Annotated in this window: 17 protein-coding genes and 1 pseudogene; 16 read left to right on the forward strand and 2 right to left on the reverse strand. The window is 59.6% G+C overall.

The features are described 5' to 3' along the window. Positions 1 to 141 precede the first annotated feature (141 nt). Positions 142 to 384: a DUF982 domain-containing protein gene (locus ACFPWW_RS19645; RefSeq protein ID WP_112571189.1), complete on the reverse strand. Its 243-nt coding sequence runs from the start codon at positions 382 to 384 to the stop codon at positions 142 to 144. Between the two features lie 259 nt (positions 385 to 643). Here ACFPWW_RS19645 and ACFPWW_RS19650 point away from each other — a divergent pair, with 259 nt between their 5' ends. The 12 genes and pseudogenes from ACFPWW_RS19650 (at position 644) to ACFPWW_RS19705 (ending at position 13,094) form a co-directional block, all read left to right on the forward strand. Further along, positions 644 to 2,164 carry an alpha-N-arabinofuranosidase gene (locus ACFPWW_RS19650; RefSeq protein WP_377313006.1) on the forward strand — a complete coding sequence of 507 codons (1,521 nt, stop codon included), beginning with the start codon at positions 644 to 646 and terminating at the stop codon, positions 2,162 to 2,164. A 62-nt stretch (positions 2,165 to 2,226) separates the two neighbouring features. Further along, positions 2,227 to 3,312: an ABC transporter ATP-binding protein gene (locus tag ACFPWW_RS19655; protein WP_112571187.1), complete on the forward strand. Its 1,086-nt coding sequence runs from the start codon at positions 2,227 to 2,229 to the stop codon at positions 3,310 to 3,312. Between the two features lie 141 nt (positions 3,313 to 3,453). Next, a complete protein-coding gene (locus tag ACFPWW_RS19660) occupies positions 3,454 to 4,722 on the forward strand; it encodes an ABC transporter substrate-binding protein (protein ID WP_112703039.1) in 1,269 nt (422 codons plus the stop codon). A gap of 100 nt (positions 4,723 to 4,822) precedes the next feature. Then, complete coding sequence (locus tag ACFPWW_RS19665; protein ID WP_377313043.1) at positions 4,823 to 5,656, forward strand: carbohydrate ABC transporter permease; 834 nt, start codon at positions 4,823 to 4,825, stop codon at positions 5,654 to 5,656. A 1-nt stretch (position 5,657) separates the two neighbouring features. Next, complete coding sequence (locus ACFPWW_RS19670; protein ID WP_112571185.1) at positions 5,658 to 6,482, forward strand: carbohydrate ABC transporter permease; 825 nt, start codon at positions 5,658 to 5,660, stop codon at positions 6,480 to 6,482. Positions 6,483 to 6,648: 166 nt separating this feature from the next. Beyond that, a complete protein-coding gene (locus tag ACFPWW_RS19675; RefSeq protein WP_112571184.1) occupies positions 6,649 to 7,572 on the forward strand; it encodes an ArsR/SmtB family transcription factor in 924 nt (307 codons plus the stop codon). 156 nt (positions 7,573 to 7,728) lie between these two features. Then, positions 7,729 to 8,196: an MEKHLA domain-containing protein gene (locus tag ACFPWW_RS19680; RefSeq protein WP_377313007.1), complete on the forward strand. Its 468-nt coding sequence runs from the start codon at positions 7,729 to 7,731 to the stop codon at positions 8,194 to 8,196. 106 nt (positions 8,197 to 8,302) lie between these two features. After that, positions 8,303 to 8,649: pseudogene (locus tag ACFPWW_RS19685) on the forward strand (hypothetical protein). A 170-nt stretch (positions 8,650 to 8,819) separates the two neighbouring features. Beyond that, positions 8,820 to 10,694, forward strand: coding sequence for a TPR end-of-group domain-containing protein (locus ACFPWW_RS19690; RefSeq protein WP_112756362.1), 1,875 nt, complete (start codon positions 8,820 to 8,822; stop codon positions 10,692 to 10,694). A 115-nt stretch (positions 10,695 to 10,809) separates the two neighbouring features. Next, positions 10,810 to 12,141 carry a hypothetical protein gene (locus ACFPWW_RS19695; protein WP_112756360.1) on the forward strand — a complete coding sequence of 444 codons (1,332 nt, stop codon included), beginning with the start codon at positions 10,810 to 10,812 and terminating at the stop codon, positions 12,139 to 12,141. Positions 12,142 to 12,148: 7 nt separating this feature from the next. After that, positions 12,149 to 12,733 (forward strand): hypothetical protein, encoded by a 585-nt coding sequence (locus tag ACFPWW_RS19700; RefSeq protein ID WP_377313008.1) that lies wholly within the window; start codon positions 12,149 to 12,151, stop codon positions 12,731 to 12,733. Between the two features lie 28 nt (positions 12,734 to 12,761). Next, positions 12,762 to 13,094: a hypothetical protein gene (locus ACFPWW_RS19705; protein WP_377313009.1), complete on the forward strand. Its 333-nt coding sequence runs from the start codon at positions 12,762 to 12,764 to the stop codon at positions 13,092 to 13,094. Between the two features lie 48 nt (positions 13,095 to 13,142). Here the strand turns inward: ACFPWW_RS19705 and ACFPWW_RS19710 are convergent, their stop codons facing one another. Continuing rightward, positions 13,143 to 14,018 (reverse strand): AraC family transcriptional regulator, encoded by an 876-nt coding sequence (locus tag ACFPWW_RS19710; protein ID WP_112571177.1) that lies wholly within the window; start codon positions 14,016 to 14,018, stop codon positions 13,143 to 13,145. Positions 14,019 to 14,231: 213 nt separating this feature from the next. On the opposite strand from ACFPWW_RS19710, the gene ACFPWW_RS19715 reads away from it, so the two are divergent. The 4 genes from ACFPWW_RS19715 (at position 14,232) to ACFPWW_RS19730 (ending at position 20,163) form a co-directional block, all read left to right on the forward strand. Further along, positions 14,232 to 15,698 carry an alpha-glucosidase/alpha-galactosidase gene (locus ACFPWW_RS19715; RefSeq protein ID WP_112571176.1) on the forward strand — a complete coding sequence of 489 codons (1,467 nt, stop codon included), beginning with the start codon at positions 14,232 to 14,234 and terminating at the stop codon, positions 15,696 to 15,698. Between the two features lie 120 nt (positions 15,699 to 15,818). After that, on the forward strand, positions 15,819 to 17,906 hold the full coding sequence (locus ACFPWW_RS19720; protein WP_377313010.1) for an ABC transporter substrate-binding protein: 2,088 nt from the start codon (positions 15,819 to 15,821) through the stop codon (positions 17,904 to 17,906). A gap of 114 nt (positions 17,907 to 18,020) precedes the next feature. Continuing rightward, complete coding sequence (locus tag ACFPWW_RS19725; protein ID WP_112571174.1) at positions 18,021 to 19,028, forward strand: ABC transporter permease; 1,008 nt, start codon at positions 18,021 to 18,023, stop codon at positions 19,026 to 19,028. Between the two features lies 1 nt (position 19,029). Beyond that, positions 19,030 to 20,163 (forward strand): ABC transporter permease, encoded by a 1,134-nt coding sequence (locus ACFPWW_RS19730; RefSeq protein ID WP_377313011.1) that lies wholly within the window; start codon positions 19,030 to 19,032, stop codon positions 20,161 to 20,163. Positions 20,164 to 20,167 lie beyond the last annotated feature (4 nt).

Here is a 20,167-nt window from a genome sequence, read left to right on the forward strand (position 1 = left end):
TGGATCATGTCGGCAGACACGGCTGGGCCGGTCGCAACCGTTACCGCCGCCAGGGACAGGAGTGATATCAATAAGACGCGCATGGCGTTTGCCTCCGAAAAACCTGGCTGGACGCTGCCCGGGCGTCTGCCCTTTTGGGCCTCAATGCCGGCTCACATTCACTTCTGCCGCTGCCGCCAGAAAATCCTCCCTTGCCGCTTCCAGGCTGACGCGTCCTTCGATCGCGCCCTTGCAGGCGTTGCTTGCCTTGACGAATTTCGCGCCCGTGCGCCGCGGCCACATGTCGTGGAGATAGATGAGGGCGTCGAACGGGCCTTTGACGGTCCGGGATCCGGCGTTGTCGAATTCGATTTCGACCGGCTCGCTCCATTGTTCGTTTGGCATCTGGTTTCCTCCTCCTGTGCGAGCGCCACAACGCGGCAGGGCGGAGTTTGGTTCCCGCGCCGGAGATGGGTTGGTTAATCTGGGCTTTATGGCCGGGCCGTGACGGGAAACCGCGACCGGGATGCCTGATTTTTCATGGGGTTTCGAGTTTCCGACGTCATACTAAAACTGATTTTTTGATATGAAACAAAATACTTGATTAATAAAATCGAACAGATTAGCGTGCCCGAAAATCAAATTCAATAAACGAGGAACATCCATGCGGGCTAAAGCGACCCTCAACAGGGAATTTACGATCTCGACCGTCGACAAGCGTGTCTATGGCTCCTTCCTGGAGCATATGGGGCGTGCCGTTTACACCGGCATTTATGAGCCGGGTCACGAAAAAGCTGATAAGAACGGTTTCCGTACCGATGTTCTTGATATGGTGCGCGATCTGGACATGCCGATCGTGCGTTATCCCGGCGGCAACTTCGTGTCGGCCTATCATTGGGAGGATGGCATCGGCCCGCGCGACCAGCGCCCCACGCGTCTCGACCTGGCCTGGCGGACCCGCGAGACCAACCAGATGGGCGTCAACGAATTCGCCGACTGGTCGAAGCTCGCCAAGACCGAGATGATGCTGGCAATGAACCTCGGTTCGCGCGGCCTCAACGACGCCCGCAATTTCCTTGAATATTGCAATCATCCTGCTGGTACCTACTGGAGCGACCTGCGCGCCAAGCATGGCTACAAGGACCCGCACAATGTTCGTATCTGGTGCCTCGGCAACGAGATGGACGGTCCCTGGCAGGTCGGCCACAAGACCGCAACCGAATATGGCCTGCTTGCCAACGAGGTGAGCAAGGCTTTCAAATATTTCGACAAGACGCTCGAGACCGTCGTCTGCGGTTCGTCCAACGACAAGATGAAGACCTATCCCGAGTGGGAGGCGCAGGTTCTCGATGCGAGCTACGACAGCGTCGATTACATCTCGCTGCACAAATATTTCGGCAACGAGGAAAACGACACGCTGAACTACTATGCCAAGGCGATGGAACTCGACCGCTATATCGTCACGATCGGCGGCGTCATCGACTATATCAAGGCGAAGAAGCGCTCCAAGCGCGACGTCAAGATCTGCTTCGACGAATGGAACGTCTGGTATCACGACCGCAAGGAAGACGACCAGCGCTACAAGAACTGGGACTGGCCGGAAGCGCCGCCGCTGCTCGAAGAACTCTACAATCTCGAGGACGCGATCTTCGTCGCCTCGCTGATCAACGTCTTCATCCGCCGCTCCGACCGCGTCAAGATCGCCTGCATGGCACAGCTCGTCAACGTCATCGCCCCGATCCTGACCAAGGCGGGCGGACCGGCCTGGCGCCAGTCGATCTACTATCCGCTGCAGTTCGCATCAAAATACGGCCGCGGCACCGCGCTTGCGGTTTCGGCCGCCGGGCCGACCTATGATTGCGATGTGGCGCAGGACGTTCCCTATCTCGATCTTTCGGCCGTGCTGCAGGAGGACGGCAAGAGCATCGCGCTCTTTGCGATCAACCGCAGCCTCGACGAGGCGATCGATCTCGATGTCGCCCTGCAGGGCTTCAAGGGCGCCAAGATCCTCCAGCACCATACGATGGCGGGAGAGGACCTGAAGGCGCGCAACTCCGTCGAGGACCAGAACCGCATCGTGCCGAAGGCAGGATCCGGCCTCCAGATTGCCGACGACGGCAGGCTCACCGGATCGCTGCCGGCGAAATCCTATCATTTCGTCCTGCTGTCCGTCGCTTCGGCGTAAGCCGATTGCCATCGGGGCAGCGGAGGAGGCTGCCCCGTCTGGCCTGCCTATCGGGAGGATACATGTCTGGAATCAAGCTGAAAGATGTCAGGAAGTCGTTCGGGTCGTTTGCGGTCATCCACGGCGTCGATATCGAGATCGAGCAGGGCGAGTTTGCCGTTTTCGTCGGCCCTTCCGGCTGCGGAAAATCGACCCTGCTGAGGATGATTGCAGGGCTCGAGGAAACGAGCGGCGGGCAGATCAGCATCGAGAACGAGGATGTCACGCACAGGGAAGCGTCGAAGCGCGGCGTTGCCATGGTCTTCCAGTCCTATGCGCTCTACCCGCATCTTTCCGTTTTCGAAAACATGGCTTTCAGCCTTTCGATCGCCAAGCGCCCGAAGGCGGAGATCCAGGAGAAGGTGAAGGCGGCGGCCGATATCCTTCGCCTGACCGACTATCTCCAGCACAAGCCGAGCCAGCTCTCCGGCGGCCAGCGCCAGCGCGTGGCGATCGGCCGCGCCATCGTGCGCGAGCCGCGGGTTTTCCTGTTCGACGAGCCGCTCTCCAATCTGGATGCCGAGCTGCGTGTGAAAATGCGCATGGAGATCGCCCGCCTGCACCGGCAGATCGGCGCGACGATGGTCTACGTCACCCATGACCAGGTCGAGGCGATGACGCTTGCCGACAAGATCGTCGTGCTGAAGCAGGGCATCGTCCAGCAGGTCGGCGCACCTCTGGAACTCTATCGAAATCCGCAGAACATGTTCGTTGCCGGCTTCATCGGCTCGCCGGGCATGAACTTCCTGAAGGGCAAGGTCATCGTTGCCGGCCAGGGTTCGGCACGGATCGAGCTCGATGACGCGCCGGGCCAGGTTTTCGATCTGCCGACGCGCACGCCTGTTGCCGAGGGCGCAGCCATCAATATCGGCGTCAGGCCCGAACATATCGGGCTTGGTTCTGGCAACGGAGGCCTGGTGCTGCCTGTCACTGCCGAGTTTACCGAGGAGCTTGGCGGCACCGGATATCTTCACGTGCTGACCGCGACCAATGCGGAAATGACGGTCGAGTGCCGCGAAAGCAGGCCCCAGCCGAAGGAGAAGATCAGCCTCTCGCTGAGAGTGCCTGAGATGCTGGCTTTCGATGCCGAAGGCAGAAGGCTCAGCTGATTGACCGGAATCCGGAAGTTCGCCCCGGAAACCGGAACGCAATGCAGGAGACGTGGTCGCAAGCCTTTGGAGGAGGCTGGCGACAGAAGCGGCCCCGTGCAGCGGGGTGATTTCAACCTATGCCTTAGAGGAGGAACAAACGTGAGAAAGATCTTAAAACTTGCCGTCTCGGCGGCCATTGCCTTGCTGCCCTCGGCCGCCGCATTCGCGCAGACAGACATTACCTGGTGGGATTTCCTCAGCGGCGGCGACGGCGTGCGCATGAAGGCCCTCATCAAGGAATTCAACGACACCCATCCCGACATCAAGATCAATGCCACGACGCTTGAATGGGGTGTGCCTTTCTACACCAAGGTGCAGACGTCAGCCGCCGTCGGTCAGCAGCCCGATATCATGACCTATCACATGTCGCGCTATCCGCTGGCCGTGCCGACGGGCATCCTGCGTCCTTTCACGGACGAGGAGCTGGCGGCCGCCGGCATCAAGAAGGAAAACTATGTCGATGCGGCCTGGAAACAGGCGACCTTCGACAACAAGGTTTACGGCATTCCCTTCGACGTGCACTCGATCGTTCTTTATTATAACAAGACCATCCTGAAGGAAGCCGGCCTGCTTGGCGACGACGGCCTGCCGAAAGGCCTCGACGGTCTCGACAATTTCAATGCCGCCCTCGACAAGATCAAGGCGACCGGCAAGGTCGAATATCCGCTGTCGCTGCATACGGATGAAGGCGGCTCCATGTGGCGCGTCTTCTACACGCTGCTTTCCCAGCAGGGCGCCAAGTTCATCGACGGCGACCAGATCCTGCCGGGCGATGCCGGCGTGAAGGCGCTGAAGACCATGGCGAACTGGGTTTCCTCGGGCTATTCGCCGAAACTGATTTCCTATGAAGCCTCGATCGCGCTCTTCACCTCGGGCAAGGCCGCGATGCATATCAACGGCGTCTGGGAAGTGCCGACGATGACCGACCTCGCAAAGAAGGGCGAGCTTGGCTTCGAATGGGGCGCCATCGAAATCCCGAACCTGATGGGCACGCAGGCCACCTGGGCGGATTCGCATTCCTTCGCCGTCCCGAACAGCGACAGCAAGCCCATCACCCCTGAAAAGCTGAAGGCGGTGCTGCAGATCATTGCCTGGATGAACGAGCACAGCATCTCCTGGGCAAGCGCCGGGCACATCCCGGCCTACAAGCCGGTGACGGACAGCAAGGAGTTCAAGGAGATGCAGCCGAACGCCACCTATGCGAAGCTTGCCGATACCGCCGTCTTCGACCCGGTCTCCAAGCTCGCGGGTGTTGCCGGCCCGATCTACGAAGCAACGCAGAACTTCGTCGTTCCGGCACTGAACGGTCAGCTCGATCCGGAAGATGCGATCGACCAGATGCGCGAAGAGCTGGAAAGCCAGAAGTAGGAAGTCGCTGGCCGGAGCCCGCCTCCGGCCAGTCCTTCGTCCAGGGAGATGATCTGTGGTCAACACTGAAAAGCGACGCAAGACGCTGACGGCGATCGTCATGATCGCACCGTTCCTGATCGCCTATGCGACCGTCTTTGCCTATCCGGTCTACAAGATGTTCGCCTTGAGCTTTACCGACGCCCCGCTTGTCGGCGAAGGCCAATGGGTGGGCTTCGACAATTATGTGAGGCTCTTCCACCAGAAGCTCTTCTACACTTCGGTCTGGAACACCGGCTATTTCGTCGTGCTGACGGTCCTCCCGAACACGCTGATCGGCCTTGGCCTTGCGCTGATGGTCGTGCGCCTGAAAGGCTGGATGCAGAGCCTGGTTCTCGTGCTCTTCTTCATTCCTTACATCCTTCCCGTTTCCGTCGTCACGCAGATCTGGAAATGGGTTCTCGACCAGCAATTCGGGATCGCGCAATTCATCATCGAAGCCTTCACCGGCGCGCGCGTCAGCGTCTTTCGCGATCCGGTCTGGGCCATGCCGATGGTGGCGCTCGTGACTGTCTGGTGGACCAACGGTTTCAACCTGCTGCTCTTCATTGCCGGCCTGCGCAACATTCCAAACGACTATTACGAGGCGGCGATGCTCGACGGCGCGACGCGCTGGCAATGTTTCAAGCGCATCACCTGGCCGCTGATCTGGCCGGTGACGGCGCTGGTGCTGACGTTGCAGCTCATCCTGCAGCTCAAGATCTTCGACCAGGTCTATCTTCTGACCGAGGGCGGACCCTTCAATTCCACCTATGTGCTCCTGCAGCTCGTCTATCGTGAGGCTTTCCGCTCGAACCACGGCGGTCTCGGCTCCGCGGTCGCGGTGATCCTGTTCCTGATCATCGTCGTCGTTTCCGTGCTGCAGTACCAGCTTCTGCGCGTGAGGGAGCGCTGAGATGCCCGGCAAGACAATCGGCAACGCGCTGCTTCTTATCCTGACGCTGGTGATCGCCTGCACCTGGGCTTTCCCGATCTACTGGGCGATCGTCACATCCATCAAGCCGGAACAGGATGTGGTCAACAAGACCACGCTTATTCCCGACGTCCTCAACTTCTCGGCCTATTATTACGCGCTTTTCGAGACGAAGCTGTCGACCTGGTACCTGAACTCGATCGTGACGTCGGTGACGGTCACTGTTGTCGTCATCCTCATCAGTGTCATGTGCGCCTACGCACTGTCGCAGATCGTCTTTCCCGGCCGCAGGCTTCTCTACGGCATCATCCTGGCAAGCTTCATGGTGCCGTCGCAGGCGCTGGTCATTTCGCAATTCGTGCTGATGCACAAGCTGAACCTGATCAATACCTGGGGCGGCATCGTCCTGCCGCAGCTGATCGTCCCGGTCGTCGTCATCGTCTACAAGCAGTTCTTCGATTCCGTGCCGAAGGAGCTGCGCGAAGCTGCCAAGCTGGACGGCTGCGGCGAATTCCAGATCCTGTTCAAGCTCTATCTGCCGCTGAACTGGGGCATTACCACCGCGCTTGCGATCATCACCTACATCATGGCCTGGAACGCCTTCCTCTGGCCGTTCCTCGTCACCAACTCCGACGACATGATGACGATCACCGTCGGCATCACCCAGACGAGAGACGCATTCGGCGTCAAATATGCGCGCGATATGGCGGTTGCGATCCTTGCCGCGATGCCGGTCGCCGTCGCCTACCTCTTGTTCCAGAAGCGGGTAACGCAGGCCCTGATGCTGTCATCGGGCATCAAGGGATAGGCGCATGAAAGATTTGCTTCCGGGCCGAGGTGAGAAGGCCCTGCCGGTCCGCGACAGCTCTCCCGAGGCGCGGGCCGGCGCCCCCGAAAAAGAGCGGCGACATGGGACATGACGCCGTGATATCAGCGGAAACCAACAAGAAAGACTGGAGAACCAGTATCAAGGTATGGAGACGAAACTTCTGACCGTCGATCCGATGAGGGACGTTGATGTCGTCCAGGCACTCGGTTCCCCGACGCGTATCGAAATCCTCAACCTGCTGCGCCAGAAGGGGCCGCTGAATGTCAACGACATCGCGGCGCAGATGCGCTTGCCGCAATCGACGACGGCAACCAACCTGAAATCGCTCGAGCAGGCGGGCCTCATCCAGACGCAGACGATGAAGGCGACCAAGGGAAATCAGAAGGTCTGCTCCAGCATCTACGACGAAATCCTCATCCGCTTCGATACCAACGGCACCAAGGCTAGCGAGGACGTCGTGACCGTCAGCATGCCGATCGGCCTCTTCACCGAGTTCGACGTGGAAGCACCCTGCGGCCTCTGTTCGGTCAACAACGTCATCGGCATGCTGGACGTGCAGGAGGTCTTTCTCGATCCGCAGCGCATGCAGGCGGCATTGCTCTGGTTTACCCGCGGTTACGTCGAGTACAAATTCCCGAACAATGCCAAGGTGACGGGCAAGAAAATCCGCAAGGTCGAATTCACCGCCGAGCTGAGCTCCGAGACGCCGGCCACGAATGCCAACTGGCCTTCCGACATTTCGATATGGGTCAACGGCATCAAGGCGGGCCACTGGACCTCGCCCGGCGATTACGGCGATCGCCGCGGCATGTATTCGCCGTCCTGGTGGAAGCTCTCGGGCTCGCAATACGGCAAGCTCAAGACCTGGACGATCGACGAGACCGGCACGTGGATCGACGGCGCCATGGTTTCGACCCAGACCATCGCCTCGCTCGGTATCGCCGACCATCACTCGATCCGCTTCCGTATCGGCATCGACGAAAACGCCGACAATCCCGGCGGCATGAACCTCTTCGGCAAGGGGTTCGGCGATTTCGACCAGGATCTGGTCATGTCGATCTATTTCTGACGGACGACGGCAGCCCGATTGTCGCAACGGGCGCAATCGGGCTGCCCGCCCTTGCCTCCCGTTTCAGCAGGAAAGCTTCTTTGCCGCACCGGTGCCATATCCCCCGACTAGATGGGAACAAGGCCCGCGGAGTGGCGCGCCGAAGAAGGACATGAGATGCAGTTGAACGGCCAGTTGAACCCGAACGATCCCGAATTCTTCAAACTTCTCACCGGCAGCTTCCGGCGTCTTGTCGGCAGAGACCTTCTGCCGAGGGACCGGGGGCCTGAATGGCTCTATGGCGATGCCCCGTTTGTCGTGCTTGCACACAACACGGCTGCCGATCCCGTCTTCGTCTATGCCAATTGTGCCGCGCAGAGGCGTTTCGGCTATAGCTGGAGCGAGTTCGTAAAGCTGCAATCCCGATTGTCCGCCGGCCCCGGCGAGCGGTCGGAGCGTCAGGCTCTGCTCGACGCGGTGGCACGAAACGGTTTCATGGCGGGCTATCGCGGCGTCCGGGTCACGAAATCGGGGAGCCGATTCTGGATGGAAGACGGCATAGTCTGGCAGCTGCGGAACGCGGAAGGACAGGACTTCGGCCAGGCGGCGACATTTTCGCAGTGGGCCGAGGTGCCGCCCTCCTAGATCGTCGCCGTGCCTGGTTTCATGCCGCGCTTGCCCGGAATGCAGAAGACTTGCCGATCTCGGTCGCTTCTGACTTTCTTTATGGAAACGTCGTCCGGGAAGCGAGATGCCGCAGCCCGATCCAGAGGAGAAGATCGACGCAACGTTCCGCAACGGCTCACTGACGGCGGCGGGGATCATTCTCGGTTTCTCGCTGAACGTCATCGGTCGCTGGGTCTCCCACCCCAATGACTGGAGCGCCATCGACATTGCGCCGATGCTGTTTCTGACCGTCGGCATCACCCTCCAGGTGAAGGTATTCGCAGACCTGCCGGCGCGGGATTCCCTGATCGCTGAAAAATACGACCGCTCAGGCGCCTATTCCTGATCGGCCTCGCCATCGTGGCGATCGGCATGGGGATCGCGTTGCTGAACGATAATCTGGGGCTGGGCTCGATGCAGATGTTGGGGTGAGGCGTACCCAAAGAAAAATTTTCAGCCAGACGATGCAATCCGCAAGATGGCGGGTGCCGCCTTGGCGGCAGAGGGAGATTTTTGTTGTAAGTCAACCGATCGTTCGGCAACATTACTTTCTTGCTGCTAGAATTGAGAAGTATTGCCACCAGCGCGTTGGGGAGACGGGCATGTGCGCAGAGCTTGTTGAACGTCGTTTGGCGGCTATTCTTGCCGCCGATGTGGTGGGCTACAGCCGTCTCCTGGAGGCGAACGAGGAAGATACGCTCAATGCCCTTCGCCAGCATCGACGCGAGCTCTTCGATCCTGCTGTTGCGACCCATGGCGGACATATAATCAAGGTCATGGGCGACGGTTTTCTCGTCGAGTTCGGGAGCGTGCTGAGTGCTGCCCGTTGTGCGGTCGAAATCCAGCGCGGCATGATGGAGCGCAATGCCGGAATCCCGGCGGACAGGCATTTTGCGTTCCGAATAGGCTTGAATCTGGGCGACATCGTCTTTGATGCGGATGATTTTCACGGGGATGGCATCAATGTCGCGGTCCGGCTGCAGGCCCTTGCTGCGCCCGGTGGTATTGCCTGTTCGGCAGCCGTGCGCCACGAAGTTGCAAACAAGCTCGATCTGGATTTCGCCGACCAGGGCGCCGTGACCGTCAAGAACATTGCCCGTCCGGTTCACGTCTATTTTGCCGATTGGGGCAATGTCGCCCCCAAAGAGGAGGCTCCGCCTGTCACGGGTAGTCACACAAAGGCACCCGTCAACAAGCCTTCGGTCGCCATCCTGCCATTCGCCAATATCAGCAACGATCCCGAGCAGGATTTTTTCAGCGACGGCATTACCGAAGACCTGATCACCGATCTGTCGAATGTTTCGGGCCTGTTCGTGCTGAGCCGCAACACCGTCTTCGCGTGGAAGGGCCGCAGCGAGAACCTGCAGCGCATCGCCGCCGAACTCGGCGTCGCCTATATCGTGGAAGGCAGCGTGCGCAAGGTGGACAATCACGTCAGGATCAATGCGGAATTGATCGAAGCGGCCAGCGACGGCCATGTCTGGGCCGCGCGTTACGACCGCGACCTCACCGATATCTTCGAAATGCAGGACGAGATCGTGAAGGCGATCGTCGAGCAACTCAAGGTCAAGCTGCTCCCGGAGGAAAAGAAGGCAATAGAGCAGGCGCCGACAGGCAATGTCGATGCCTACACGCACTTCCTCAGGGGGCGTGAATATTATCATATCGCCTCCCGCTCAAACCACCTGATGGCCAGGCAGAGTTTCGCAAGGGCCATCGAACTGGATCCGGACTATGCCCGCGCCTATGCCGGTATTGCGGTTTGCGACGCGCGCCTGCGGTCCCAGTTCGGCTCGGAAATTCCGGTGGAGGATATTCTCGCCAACGCGGCGAGGGCGCTTGTTATCGACGCCAATCTGGCCGAGGCCCATGCCGCCAAGGGGTTTGCGCTGGCGGTGGCCGGCAATCGCGCCGAGGCGGTTTCAGCATTCGTGCAGGCGTTGTCGCTCGATGCCAATTGCCACGAGGCCAATAGATACTATGCGGAATTCTGCGTCACCGACGGTCAGTTCGAACTGGCGGCGACATATTTCCAGCGCGCGATGGAGATCAAGCCTGCCGATTATGGTGCGCCGATCATGCTTGTGAACGTCTTTCGTTCGCTGGGGCAAATCGACAAGGCCAGGAGCTACGCTCGGATTGCCTTGAAAAAGGCGGAGGAAGAGCTGCACCTGCATCCGGAAAATGCCAATGTCGCATGTCTCGGCGCGACGGCGCTGGCTTTTCTCGGTATCCGCGACATGGCGCTGGACTGGTTGGCGCGTGCGCTCGCGACCGATCCCAACGACATCAACATTCAGTACAATGCCGCCTGCACCTATGCATTGCTCGGCGAAATCGACCGGGCGATAGACCTGCTCGAGGTCTGGATGCCCCAAGTCGGCATCGAGATGCGGTTATGGTTCAAGAACGATTCCGACCTCGATCCCATCCGCGATCATCCCCGCTATTCGAGACTGCTTGAACTGTCCGAATAGCGCCCGCATGCCGGCGGCAGCCCACTAGTACTATTTCAGTACTTGCTAAATATGTCGCGAGCGTCGAGGATCAACTTAAACTGGCATTCAGAAAAGTCTATTGAGGGGGAAGCGGATGGGCACCCGGTTCAGACTTTTTGTGCAGCCTCCGTTTGAAGATGCTCGGTCAAGCCCCGAGATTGTCGAAGTGTCGTCGCCGCGGGGCAGCGTGAAAGCTGGTCCGGCCGACGATCGCATGTTCGTCGTGGAGCCGGTCGGCAAGATCAATCCTTACGGTGTGAACCGCGGCCCTCTCGGAACCCCCTATATGTATCTGCCGCCCTGGACGGGAAGGATTATCGAGCCGGCCGCTCCTGACGCGTGGGGCAATTTCGACTATCTGCAGCCTTCCACGCCCGGCTTCGAAGCCGCGCATGTGTTCGGCTGCGTGCGGTTCACGCTGGATGTCTGGGAGCGCTATCTCGGCCAGCCGCTCACCTGGCATTTTCGCGATCATTACGACCGTCTGGAAATCTCCATCCTGCCGCAGTGGAACAATGCCCAGTACGGCTATGGTTTTCTCGAAGTCGGCAGCCAGTTCGAGAAGGACGGGCGCATCCTTCCCTTCAGCCTGGATTTCGATGTCGTGGCCCATGAAGTGGGGCACGCGATCATCTTCAGCGTCCTGGGCGTGCCGGAGCCGGGAACCGAATATCCGGAATATCTCGGCTTCCAGGAGGCATTTTCGGACTGCGTGTCGCTGATCGCTGCCATGCATTTTCCCTCGGTGATCGACAATGTTCTTGAGGAGACAGGCGGCAACCTTCACCGCGCCAATCGCCTGTCGCGCTTTTCGGAATTTTCGCCGCATCGCCAGATTCGCTCGGCAAACAACAAGAGGACGATGGAAGAGTTCGCTCATGGCTGGAAGGACGAGCACGAACTCTCGCAACCGCTTACCGGCGCGCTGTTCGACATTATCGTCGATATCTTCCACGAGAGCCTGGTGGCGCGCGGCCTGATTTCGCGGGCGGTTGAAGATCTGGCGGATATTGCCGAGTTCGATGCCTCTGTCGAAGCGTCCGTGCAAGATGCTTTCGACCGCGCTTTTGACCGCAACTCCGATGGATTCGTCGAGGCGCTGCTTGAGGCACGAGATATCGCCGGCACCTATCTGGCAGAAACCCTCTGGGCTCTCGCGCCCGACTTTCTAGATTATGGCGACGTCGCCGAAGCGATGCTGGCAATCGATCGGGAGGAAAGCGGCGGCCGGTTCGCCAGGATCATTGCCAGAAATTTCGGTCAGAGGGCGATCGGTGAATTGCATGCCGGCAGGCACCTCAAAGGCGGCGAGCACCGCAGCCATGTTCACTCCGGGCGGATCTTGCTGCCGATAGATTATCTGGAATTTCCGAGGATGAGCTATCGCGAGCAGGTTTTGCTGTCGAGATCAGGCATTGGTCAATAATCAGTAGATGGAGGCAGACGTGGCAGACGAAGAAACATTACTCGGAGTATCAGCTGTATACTTGTTCGGGCGCGAACTCAGCGATCTGATTATCAGAGGCAGCGTCTACGGGTCCCTCGATATACCCAGGACGGGAAGGAACAGGTTTCTACGGCGTCAGCTAGGTTCGGATGAGGCCACGCTCGCGCGAATCTATGCCTTCTCTTTCGAGGGAGTTTTCGTAGAGCTGGCGCGTCCAGCAATCTTCGTCGTTCACGGCTCCGGCGCGGATCCCGATGGCCCCCCTCCGAGTTCTCTCAGGTACGACGCCTTGTCTCGTTCTCCGGGCTCAAGTGCACGAACGGGCCTCGGTTCCCAAATTGGAGCTCTTGCCCGGGAGATGAGGGTCTGGATCTATGACAAATCCGACCTCTCGATGAGACTCGATGCCGAAACAGGAACTTTTGAGCAAATTTTACTCTCGGCTGAACTCTCGGCTGATCCCAGAGCAAGCGGTGGAATGTCTCGTTCGGGCGGCTCCTTTTCACGTTCCGGGGGCGTGATGTCGAGATCAGGCGGATTCTTACCTCGCAGATCAGGCGATAGTGATTGACCCATAGGACCAGACTGGGGAGGCCAACATGTCCGACGGTAAAGCTGCAGCTGACGTTGAAATTCTTATTTTGGACCCGGACCCTGTGGAGGCTCCGCTTTTCGCCAATAAGAGCTTTAAGATCGTAGGTCACGGCTTTAGCAAGAAAAAGATAGATGTATACATATCGAGTGATAAAAACGGAAATAATAAAATTTCAGAAATCAATGTAGATATCGTTGATCAGACAACAATAACGGATGAGTTCTTGATGGTATATGCCAGGCCGCGGCTTGGTGCTCCGATGAATACAAAACTATGGGTTGTTGTGGAGCTTAACGGCAAATTTCAAAGTTCCATCGAAGGATTTAAGGTCGTTTAATTTTCTTGACGAAAGTTAGTGACCAGCCAATTCGCCAGGACTTATTTCCTACCGGCTACGGCCGATGCTCGCATACATGCCCGTCGTCCGGAACTCCGTCGGCGTGATGCCGTAAACCCGCCGAAAAACCTTGGCGAAATAATTGGCATCCTCGAAGCCGCACATGATCGAGACTTCCTTGACCGGCAGGAAATCCGCCTTGGTCAGGAGCTTGGCGGCGCGCTGCAGGCGTTGCTGCAGCACATATTCGGCCGGCGGCACGCCTTCGCTTTCGGCGAAGCTGCGGGAGAAATGGGCGCGGCTGAGGCCGACGATCGCCGCAAGCTCGCTGACCGGCAGCGGTTTTTCCAGATTGGCGTTGATATGGTCGATCACCGGCTGCATGGCGCTCTGCTCGGCCATGAAGGCGGGTGAGCCGAAAATGTCGTCGTAGAGCGCCATGGCGGCTTCATAGGCGATTGCCGAGGCCGAGCCGGGGGTGTTTGCGCCCTTGACAAGGCGCAGGCTGCAATCGGCCAGATGATCGATGGTCGACTGCTGCAGTTTCAGAACCGGACCGGCGAGCGCCAGCACCATCTTGTGGATGCGCAGCGTCTCCTCGCCGTTCATCGAGATCCAGAAATATTCCCAGCGCTCGCCCTTTTCCAGCCAGTAGCGGTGGTTATGCGGTACGAGCACCATCATCGTATCGCCGCTCTGGAGCTTGTAGTTGCGGTTCTGGTAGCGCAAGCGGCCGGTGCCGCTGATCGTGTGCTGCAGCACCGTGAACGGTGTCTGGCCGCGCTTCCGGCCGTCCCAGTCATAGGTTTCGTCTTCGCGCACCTCATAGCCGGCGCTTGTCGGCATGGCGTGCAGGCGCTGGCGGCCGCGCGGCAGCGAAACCGTCCTCATCGACTGGCCGTTGGCGATCAAATCCTGCAGCACAAAATTACCCTCGAAAGCATAATCCTTCTCTGGCCGCTCTGCCGAATATGCGCATAATCCCCTCTCACAAGAGGAAGAGATCGCGGTCGAAAGAACGGCCGGGAGGAATACAGGCACCATTTCCGGTATTTTTGGACGACATGCGCAAGCATGGCGCCCGGCCCTCCTTTGCTGTCTTTCTCCCTAGCATTTGATCGGATCGAGGTGAAGGATATGAGTTTCAAAATCGCTATTATCGGGGCAGGCAGCGTCGGCTTCACCAAGAAGCTGTTCACGGACATTCTCTGCGTGCCGGAATTCAAGGATATCGAATTCGCGCTGACCGACCTCAGCGAACATAACCTTCAGATGATCAAGGCCATTCTCGACAAGATCGTCGAGGCAAACAGGCTGCCGACCAGGGTGACGGCAACGACGGACCGGCGCAAGGCGCTCGAAGGCGCACGCTACGTCATCAGCTGCGTGCGCGTCGGTGGGCTGGAAGCCTATGCCGACGATATCCGGATTCCCCTGAAATACGGCATCGACCAGTGCGTCGGCGATACGATCTGCGCTGGCGGCATTCTCTACGGCCAGCGCAACATTCCGGTCATCCTCGATTTCTGCAAGGATATCCGCGAGGTGGCGGCACCGGGGGCCAAGTTCCTGAACTATGCCAACCCGATGGCGATGAACACCTGGGCCGCCATCGAATATGGCAAGGTCGATACGGTCGGCCTCTGCCATGGCGTCCAGCACGGTGCAGAACAGATCGCCGAAGTGCTCGGCGCCAGGTCGCAGAGCGAACTCGACTATGTCTGCTCCGGCATCAACCACCAGACCTGGTTCGTCGATCTGCGCCTGAACGGCCGCAAGATCGGCAAGGACGAGCTGGTTGCCGCCTTCGAGGCGCATCCGGTCTATTCGCAGCAGGAGAAGCTGCGCATCGACGTCCTGAAGCGCTTCGGCGTCTATTCGACCGAAAGCAACGGCCATCTCTCGGAATACCTGCCCTGGTACCGCAAACGGCCGGAGGAAATTACCCGCTGGATCGATATGTCCGACTGGATCCACGGCGAGACCGGCGGTTATCTGCGCCACTCGACCGAGACCCGCAACTGGTTCGAAACGGAATTCCCACAATTCCTTGCCTCTGCCGAAAAGCCGATCGATCCGGCCAAGCGCTCCAACGAACACGCAAGCCATATCCTTGAGGCGCTCGAGACCGGTCGTGTCTATCGCGGTCACTTCAACGTCAAGAATACCGGCGTCATCACCAACCTGCCGTCGGACGCGATCATCGAGTCGCCCGGCTTCGTCGATCGCTTCGGCATCAACATGGTCTCCGGCATCACCATCCCGGAAGCCTGCGCGGCAACCTGCATTTCGTCGATCAATGTCCAGCGCATGTCGGTTCATGCCGCTATCGCGGGTGATATCGATCTCCTGAAGCTCGCCGTGTTGCACGATCCGCTTGTCGGAGCCGTCTCGACGCCGGAAGAGGTGTGGCAGATGGTCGATGAGATGGTCGTCGCCCAGGCCCGCTGGCTGCCGCAATATGCGCATGCGGTCCCGGCCGCGAAGGAGCGGCTGGCGAACGCCAAGGTGAAGACGAGGGAGTGGGAAGGGGCAGCACGCCGCCATGTCCGCTCCATTGAGGAGCTTCGCGTCGAAAAGGCGGCGCTGAAGCAGGCCGTCTAGATCAGGTGAAGGAGGCTGCGGCGGTCTTCGGGAGGAAGGCCGTCGCACTCGAGCTTCCGTCATCATGTTTGAGGAGAAGCGGAGACGCGTGCGAGCGCTCCGGAACAAGAGGGAGAGACGATGACGAATTTCCGTAAAATCGGCATCCTGGCGGGATTGGCGCTTGGCGTTTCAGTCGCGGCCCTGAATGCCCACGCATCCGAGCCGACGGTGCCGCCGGCCCCGCCGGCATTCCCGGCGGAAGGCAAGATCAAATATGTGTCGCGCGACTCCATCCTGGAGTTCAAGGCGCTGCCGGAATATCACGAGCCGGACTGGGTGACGAAGAATTTCGTCGACAGCGGCAAGCTGCCGCCGGTCAAGGATCGCCTGCCGAAGGAGCCGCTGGTCTTCAAGACCGGCAACATGCCTGACGGCACCGGCGTCTATGGTGACGTGATGCGCCATGTCATCGGCGGCCGGCCGGAAGGCTGGAATTACGGCGCCGGCCAGACGCAGGGCTGGGGCGGCATCGATATCGGCCTCTCCGAATGCCTGACGCGCACTGCGCCGCTCTTCCAGGTGGAAGCCAAGGATACCGAGCCGCTGCCGAACCTCGCCAAGGGCTGGGAGTGGTCGCAGGACGGCCACAAGCTCACCATGCATCTGATCGAAGGGGCCAAATGGTCCGACGGCGCGCCGTTCAATGCCGACGACGTCATGTTCTATTGGGAAGACGAGGTTATCGATCCGAACGTGTCGCCGCTTGGCGGCGGCGCATCGCCGGAAGCTTTCGGTGAAGGCACGACGCTCACGAAGATTGACGACTACACCGTCGAATGGACCTTCAAGGAAGCCTTCCCGAAGCAATACCTCTATACGATGGCCTACCCGAACTTCTGCCCGGGTCCCTCGCATATTTTGAAGCCGCAGCATCCGAAATATTCGAAGAACACCTACGACCAGTTCAAGAACGCCTTCCCGCCGGAATTCATGAACATGCCGGTCATGGGCGCCTGGGTGCCGGTCGAATACCGGCCTGACGATATCATCGTCATGCGCCGCAATCCCTATTACTGGAAGGTCGACGAGAAGGGCAACCAGCTGCCTTACCTCAACGAGCTGCAGTACAAGCTCTCGACCTGGGCCGACCGCGACGTGCAGGCCGTTGCCGGCTCCGCCGACTTCTCGAATCTCGAGCAGCCGGAAAATTTCGTCGCCTCGCTGAAGCGTGCCGCCGAAAAGACCGCTCCGGCGCGTCTTGCCTTCGGCCCGCGTCTCATCGGCTATAACCTGCGCATGAACCTCTCGGCCAACGGCTGGGGTGATCCCGACGCCCGCGGCCAGGCGATCCGCGAACTCAACCGCAACGAGGACTTCCGCAAGGCCGTGACCATGGCGATCGACCGCAAGGCGATCGGCGATTCCCTCGTCAAGGGTCCGTTCACGGCGATCTATGCCGGCGGCCTGTCTTCGGGCACCAGCTTCTACGATCGCAACTCGACCGTCTATTATCCCTTCGATCTCAAGGGTGCCAAGGCGCTGCTTGCCAAGGTGGGCCTGAAGGATACGGATGGCGACGGCTTCGTGAACTTCCCGGCCGGAACCGAAGGCGGCAAGGATGTCGAGATCGTGCTTCTCGTCAACAACGGCTACGCCACCGACAAGAGCCTGGCTGAAGGCGTCGTCGGCCAGATGGAAAAGCTTGGGCTCAAGGTCATCATCAATGCCCTCGACGGTCCGAAGCGCGATAATGCGCATTATGCCGGCCAGTTCGACTGGCTGATCCAGCGCAATGCGTCCGAACTTGCCTCCGTGGTGCAGAATACCGAGCAGCTTGCCGCGGTCGGCCCGCGCACCAGCTGGCATCACCGCGCCGGCAAGGATGACCAGCTCGATCTCATGCCCTACGAGAAGGAACTTGCCGACATCGTCAACAAGTTCCGTGCCAGCCAGGACAATGACGAACGTGTAGCGCTGATGAAACAGTACCAGAAGACGGCGACGGAGCATGTCGACACCGTCGGCCTGACGGAATATCCGGGTGCGCTGATCATCAACAAGCGCTTCTCGAACATCCCTGAGGGCACGCCGATCATGATGTTCAACTGGGCCGAAGACTCCGTCATCCGCGAACGCCTGTGGGTGGCCGCAGACAAGCAGGGCAAGTACGAACTCTTCCCCGGTCAGTTGCCCGGCAAGCCCGGCGACAAGGGTCCGATTAACTAGCTCCCTCCCGAAAGAAGAAATTCCGGCCGCGCGTGATGCGCGCGGCCGGTCAGAACCAACAAGCCGGCCGCGCTGGAGACGAGCGGCTGACGGCAAGGAGAAGCGAACCGTCCGATGCTACGATTCCTGCTCATGCGCATCGCCTCGGCGATCCCCGTCCTCTTCATCCTGAGCGTAGTAACCTTTGCCATCATCCAGGCACCGCCCGGAGATTATGCAGACTATATCCGTTCACAGCTGATCAATCAGGGCGGAGCCTCCTTTGCCCAGGCCGATGCGCAGGCTGAGGCCTACCGTGTCGAGCATGGCCTCGATAAGCCGCTCGTTGTCCAGTACGTCAACTGGGTCAAGGGCATCGTGACCGAAGGCGATTTCGGCTACAGCATGTATTACAACAAGCCGGTGGCCGATGTGGTCGGCGAGCGCCTGCCGCGCACGCTGGCTCTGGCGCTGGTCTGCCACATCTTCGCATCCATTCTCGGCATTACCTTCGGCATCTGGGCGGCCACCCGCCAGTATAGCTGGATCGACAGCCTCCTATCCGGCATCTCGTTTCTGGGCATGACGGTGCCGCGCTTCCTCATGGCGCTGATCATCGTCTATCTGCTCGTCTTCCAGTTCAACGTCACGGAGATCGGCAGTTTCTTCTCGCCGCAATATGGCGGGGCGCCGTGGTCCTGGGCGAAATTCATGGATCTCGTCAGCCATGTCTGGCCGGTGGTCGCGATCGCCACCTTCGGCGGGCTCGCCTATAACATGCGGGTGATGCGCGGCAATCTGCTGGATACGCTGAACGCTCAATATGTCGAGACGGCGCGCGCCAAGGGCCTTTCGGGCGGGGCGGTCGTCATGCGCCATGCCGTGCCGAACGCGCTGCATCCGCTCGTCATGTATCAGGGTGTCGTGCTTCCCTACATGCTGACGGGCGAGATCGAGACCGCAATCATCTTCACCCTGCCGACCGTCGGTCCGGCCATCGTCGGCTCCATGGCGATCGGCGATGTCTATGTCACCGCGACCTTCATGCTGGTGCTCTCGGCGACGCTGATCGTCGGCAATATCATCGCCGACATGCTGCTTGCCATGCTCGATCCGCGGGTCCGTCAATATGGAGGAGCCTGATATGTTTGCCTTCGACTCTTCCACGCCGCCACCGCCGCATGAGGAAACGGTCAAGAACGCCGGCCACGGCAATGAGAGCTACATGGCGCTGGTCTGGCGCCGTTTGCGGCGCTCCTGGACCGGCATGATCGGCCTGATCCTCGTCGGCCTCCTGATCATTATGGCGCTTTTTGCCGATTTCTTCGCGCCGATGGACCCGAAGGCGACCGATGTCGGCTTCGCGCCGCCGCAGCTCGTCAGCATCCACGACAAGGAAGGCAATCTCGTCTGGCCGCGCGTCTATGCGCTGGCCGATTCCGAAGAGCTTGATCCCGTCACCTTCCAGCCGATCGTCGGCCTGGATTATGACAATCCGCGCCTGCTCGGCTTCTTCGTCAAGGGTGCCGATTACAATCTGCTCGGCCTCATCCCCGCCAATCGCCATTTCTTCGGTTCGGCCGATGGTCAGCCGGTGCATTTCCTCGGCACCGACAAGTTTGGCCGTGATGTGCTCTCGCGTGCCATCATCGGCTCGCGCATCTCCTTGATGATCGCGCTGACGGTGGTCTTCATCGTCACCGTCGTCGGCACCATGGTCGGCATGGTCTCAGGCTATTACGGCGGCACTTTCGATATCTGGGTGCAGCGTTTCGTCGAACTGGTGCTCGCCTTCCCGCAGCTGCCGCTCTATCTCGCGCTGACCTCGCTGATCCCGATCACGGCGCCGACCAATGTCTTCCTCGCCTTCGTGATCTTCGTCATGTCCGCGCTCGGCTGGGCGCAGATGTCGCGCGAGGTGCGCGGCAAGACGCTGGCGCTGGCGCGTATCGAATATGTGCGGGCGGCAATGGCGGTCGGTGCCACCGACCGGCGCATCATCTTCCAGCACATCTTTCCGAATGTGATGAGCCATGTGATCGTAGCCGTCACCATCCATATTCCAAGCGTTGTGCTGCTCGAATCCTTCCTTGGCTTCCTGGGTTTTGCCGTAAAGCCGCCGCTGATTTCCTGGGGGCTGATGCTGCAGGATACGGCCAACTATTCCGTCATCGGAACCTACCCCTGGATTCTCGCTCCCGTCGCCTTCGTGCTGATCACCGTCTTCGCCTTCAATGCGTTGGGCGACGGTCTGCGCGATGCGGTCGATCCCTATTGAGGTG

Source organism: Rhizobium sp. GCM10022189, assembly GCF_042656325.1.
Classification (GTDB): domain Bacteria; phylum Pseudomonadota; class Alphaproteobacteria; order Rhizobiales; family Rhizobiaceae; genus Rhizobium.

Bases quoted from the DNA above. Each gene is read 5' to 3' on its own strand.
- ACFPWW_RS19730 (WP_377313011.1), top strand. From the start codon at position 19,030: ATGTTTGCCTTCGACTCTTCCACGCCGCCACCGCCGCATGAGGAAACG.
- ACFPWW_RS19645 (WP_112571189.1), bottom strand. From the start codon at position 384: ATGCCAAACGAACAATGGAGCGAGCCGGTCGAAATCGAATTCGACAAC.
- ACFPWW_RS19665 (WP_377313043.1), top strand. From the start codon at position 4,823: ATGATCGCACCGTTCCTGATCGCCTATGCGACCGTCTTTGCCTATCCG.
- ACFPWW_RS19700 (WP_377313008.1), top strand. From the start codon at position 12,149: ATGGAGGCAGACGTGGCAGACGAAGAAACATTACTCGGAGTATCAGCT.
- ACFPWW_RS19670 (WP_112571185.1), top strand. From the start codon at position 5,658: ATGCCCGGCAAGACAATCGGCAACGCGCTGCTTCTTATCCTGACGCTG.
- ACFPWW_RS19705 (WP_377313009.1), top strand. From the start codon at position 12,762: ATGTCCGACGGTAAAGCTGCAGCTGACGTTGAAATTCTTATTTTGGAC.
- ACFPWW_RS19695 (WP_112756360.1), top strand. From the start codon at position 10,810: ATGGGCACCCGGTTCAGACTTTTTGTGCAGCCTCCGTTTGAAGATGCT.
- ACFPWW_RS19680 (WP_377313007.1), top strand. From the start codon at position 7,729: ATGCAGTTGAACGGCCAGTTGAACCCGAACGATCCCGAATTCTTCAAA.
- ACFPWW_RS19725 (WP_112571174.1), top strand. From the start codon at position 18,021: ATGCTACGATTCCTGCTCATGCGCATCGCCTCGGCGATCCCCGTCCTC.
- ACFPWW_RS19715 (WP_112571176.1), top strand. From the start codon at position 14,232: ATGAGTTTCAAAATCGCTATTATCGGGGCAGGCAGCGTCGGCTTCACC.
- ACFPWW_RS19720 (WP_377313010.1), top strand. From the start codon at position 15,819: ATGACGAATTTCCGTAAAATCGGCATCCTGGCGGGATTGGCGCTTGGC.
- ACFPWW_RS19690 (WP_112756362.1), top strand. From the start codon at position 8,820: ATGTGCGCAGAGCTTGTTGAACGTCGTTTGGCGGCTATTCTTGCCGCC.
- ACFPWW_RS19675 (WP_112571184.1), top strand. From the start codon at position 6,649: ATGGAGACGAAACTTCTGACCGTCGATCCGATGAGGGACGTTGATGTC.
- ACFPWW_RS19650 (WP_377313006.1), top strand. From the start codon at position 644: ATGCGGGCTAAAGCGACCCTCAACAGGGAATTTACGATCTCGACCGTC.
- ACFPWW_RS19655 (WP_112571187.1), top strand. From the start codon at position 2,227: ATGTCTGGAATCAAGCTGAAAGATGTCAGGAAGTCGTTCGGGTCGTTT.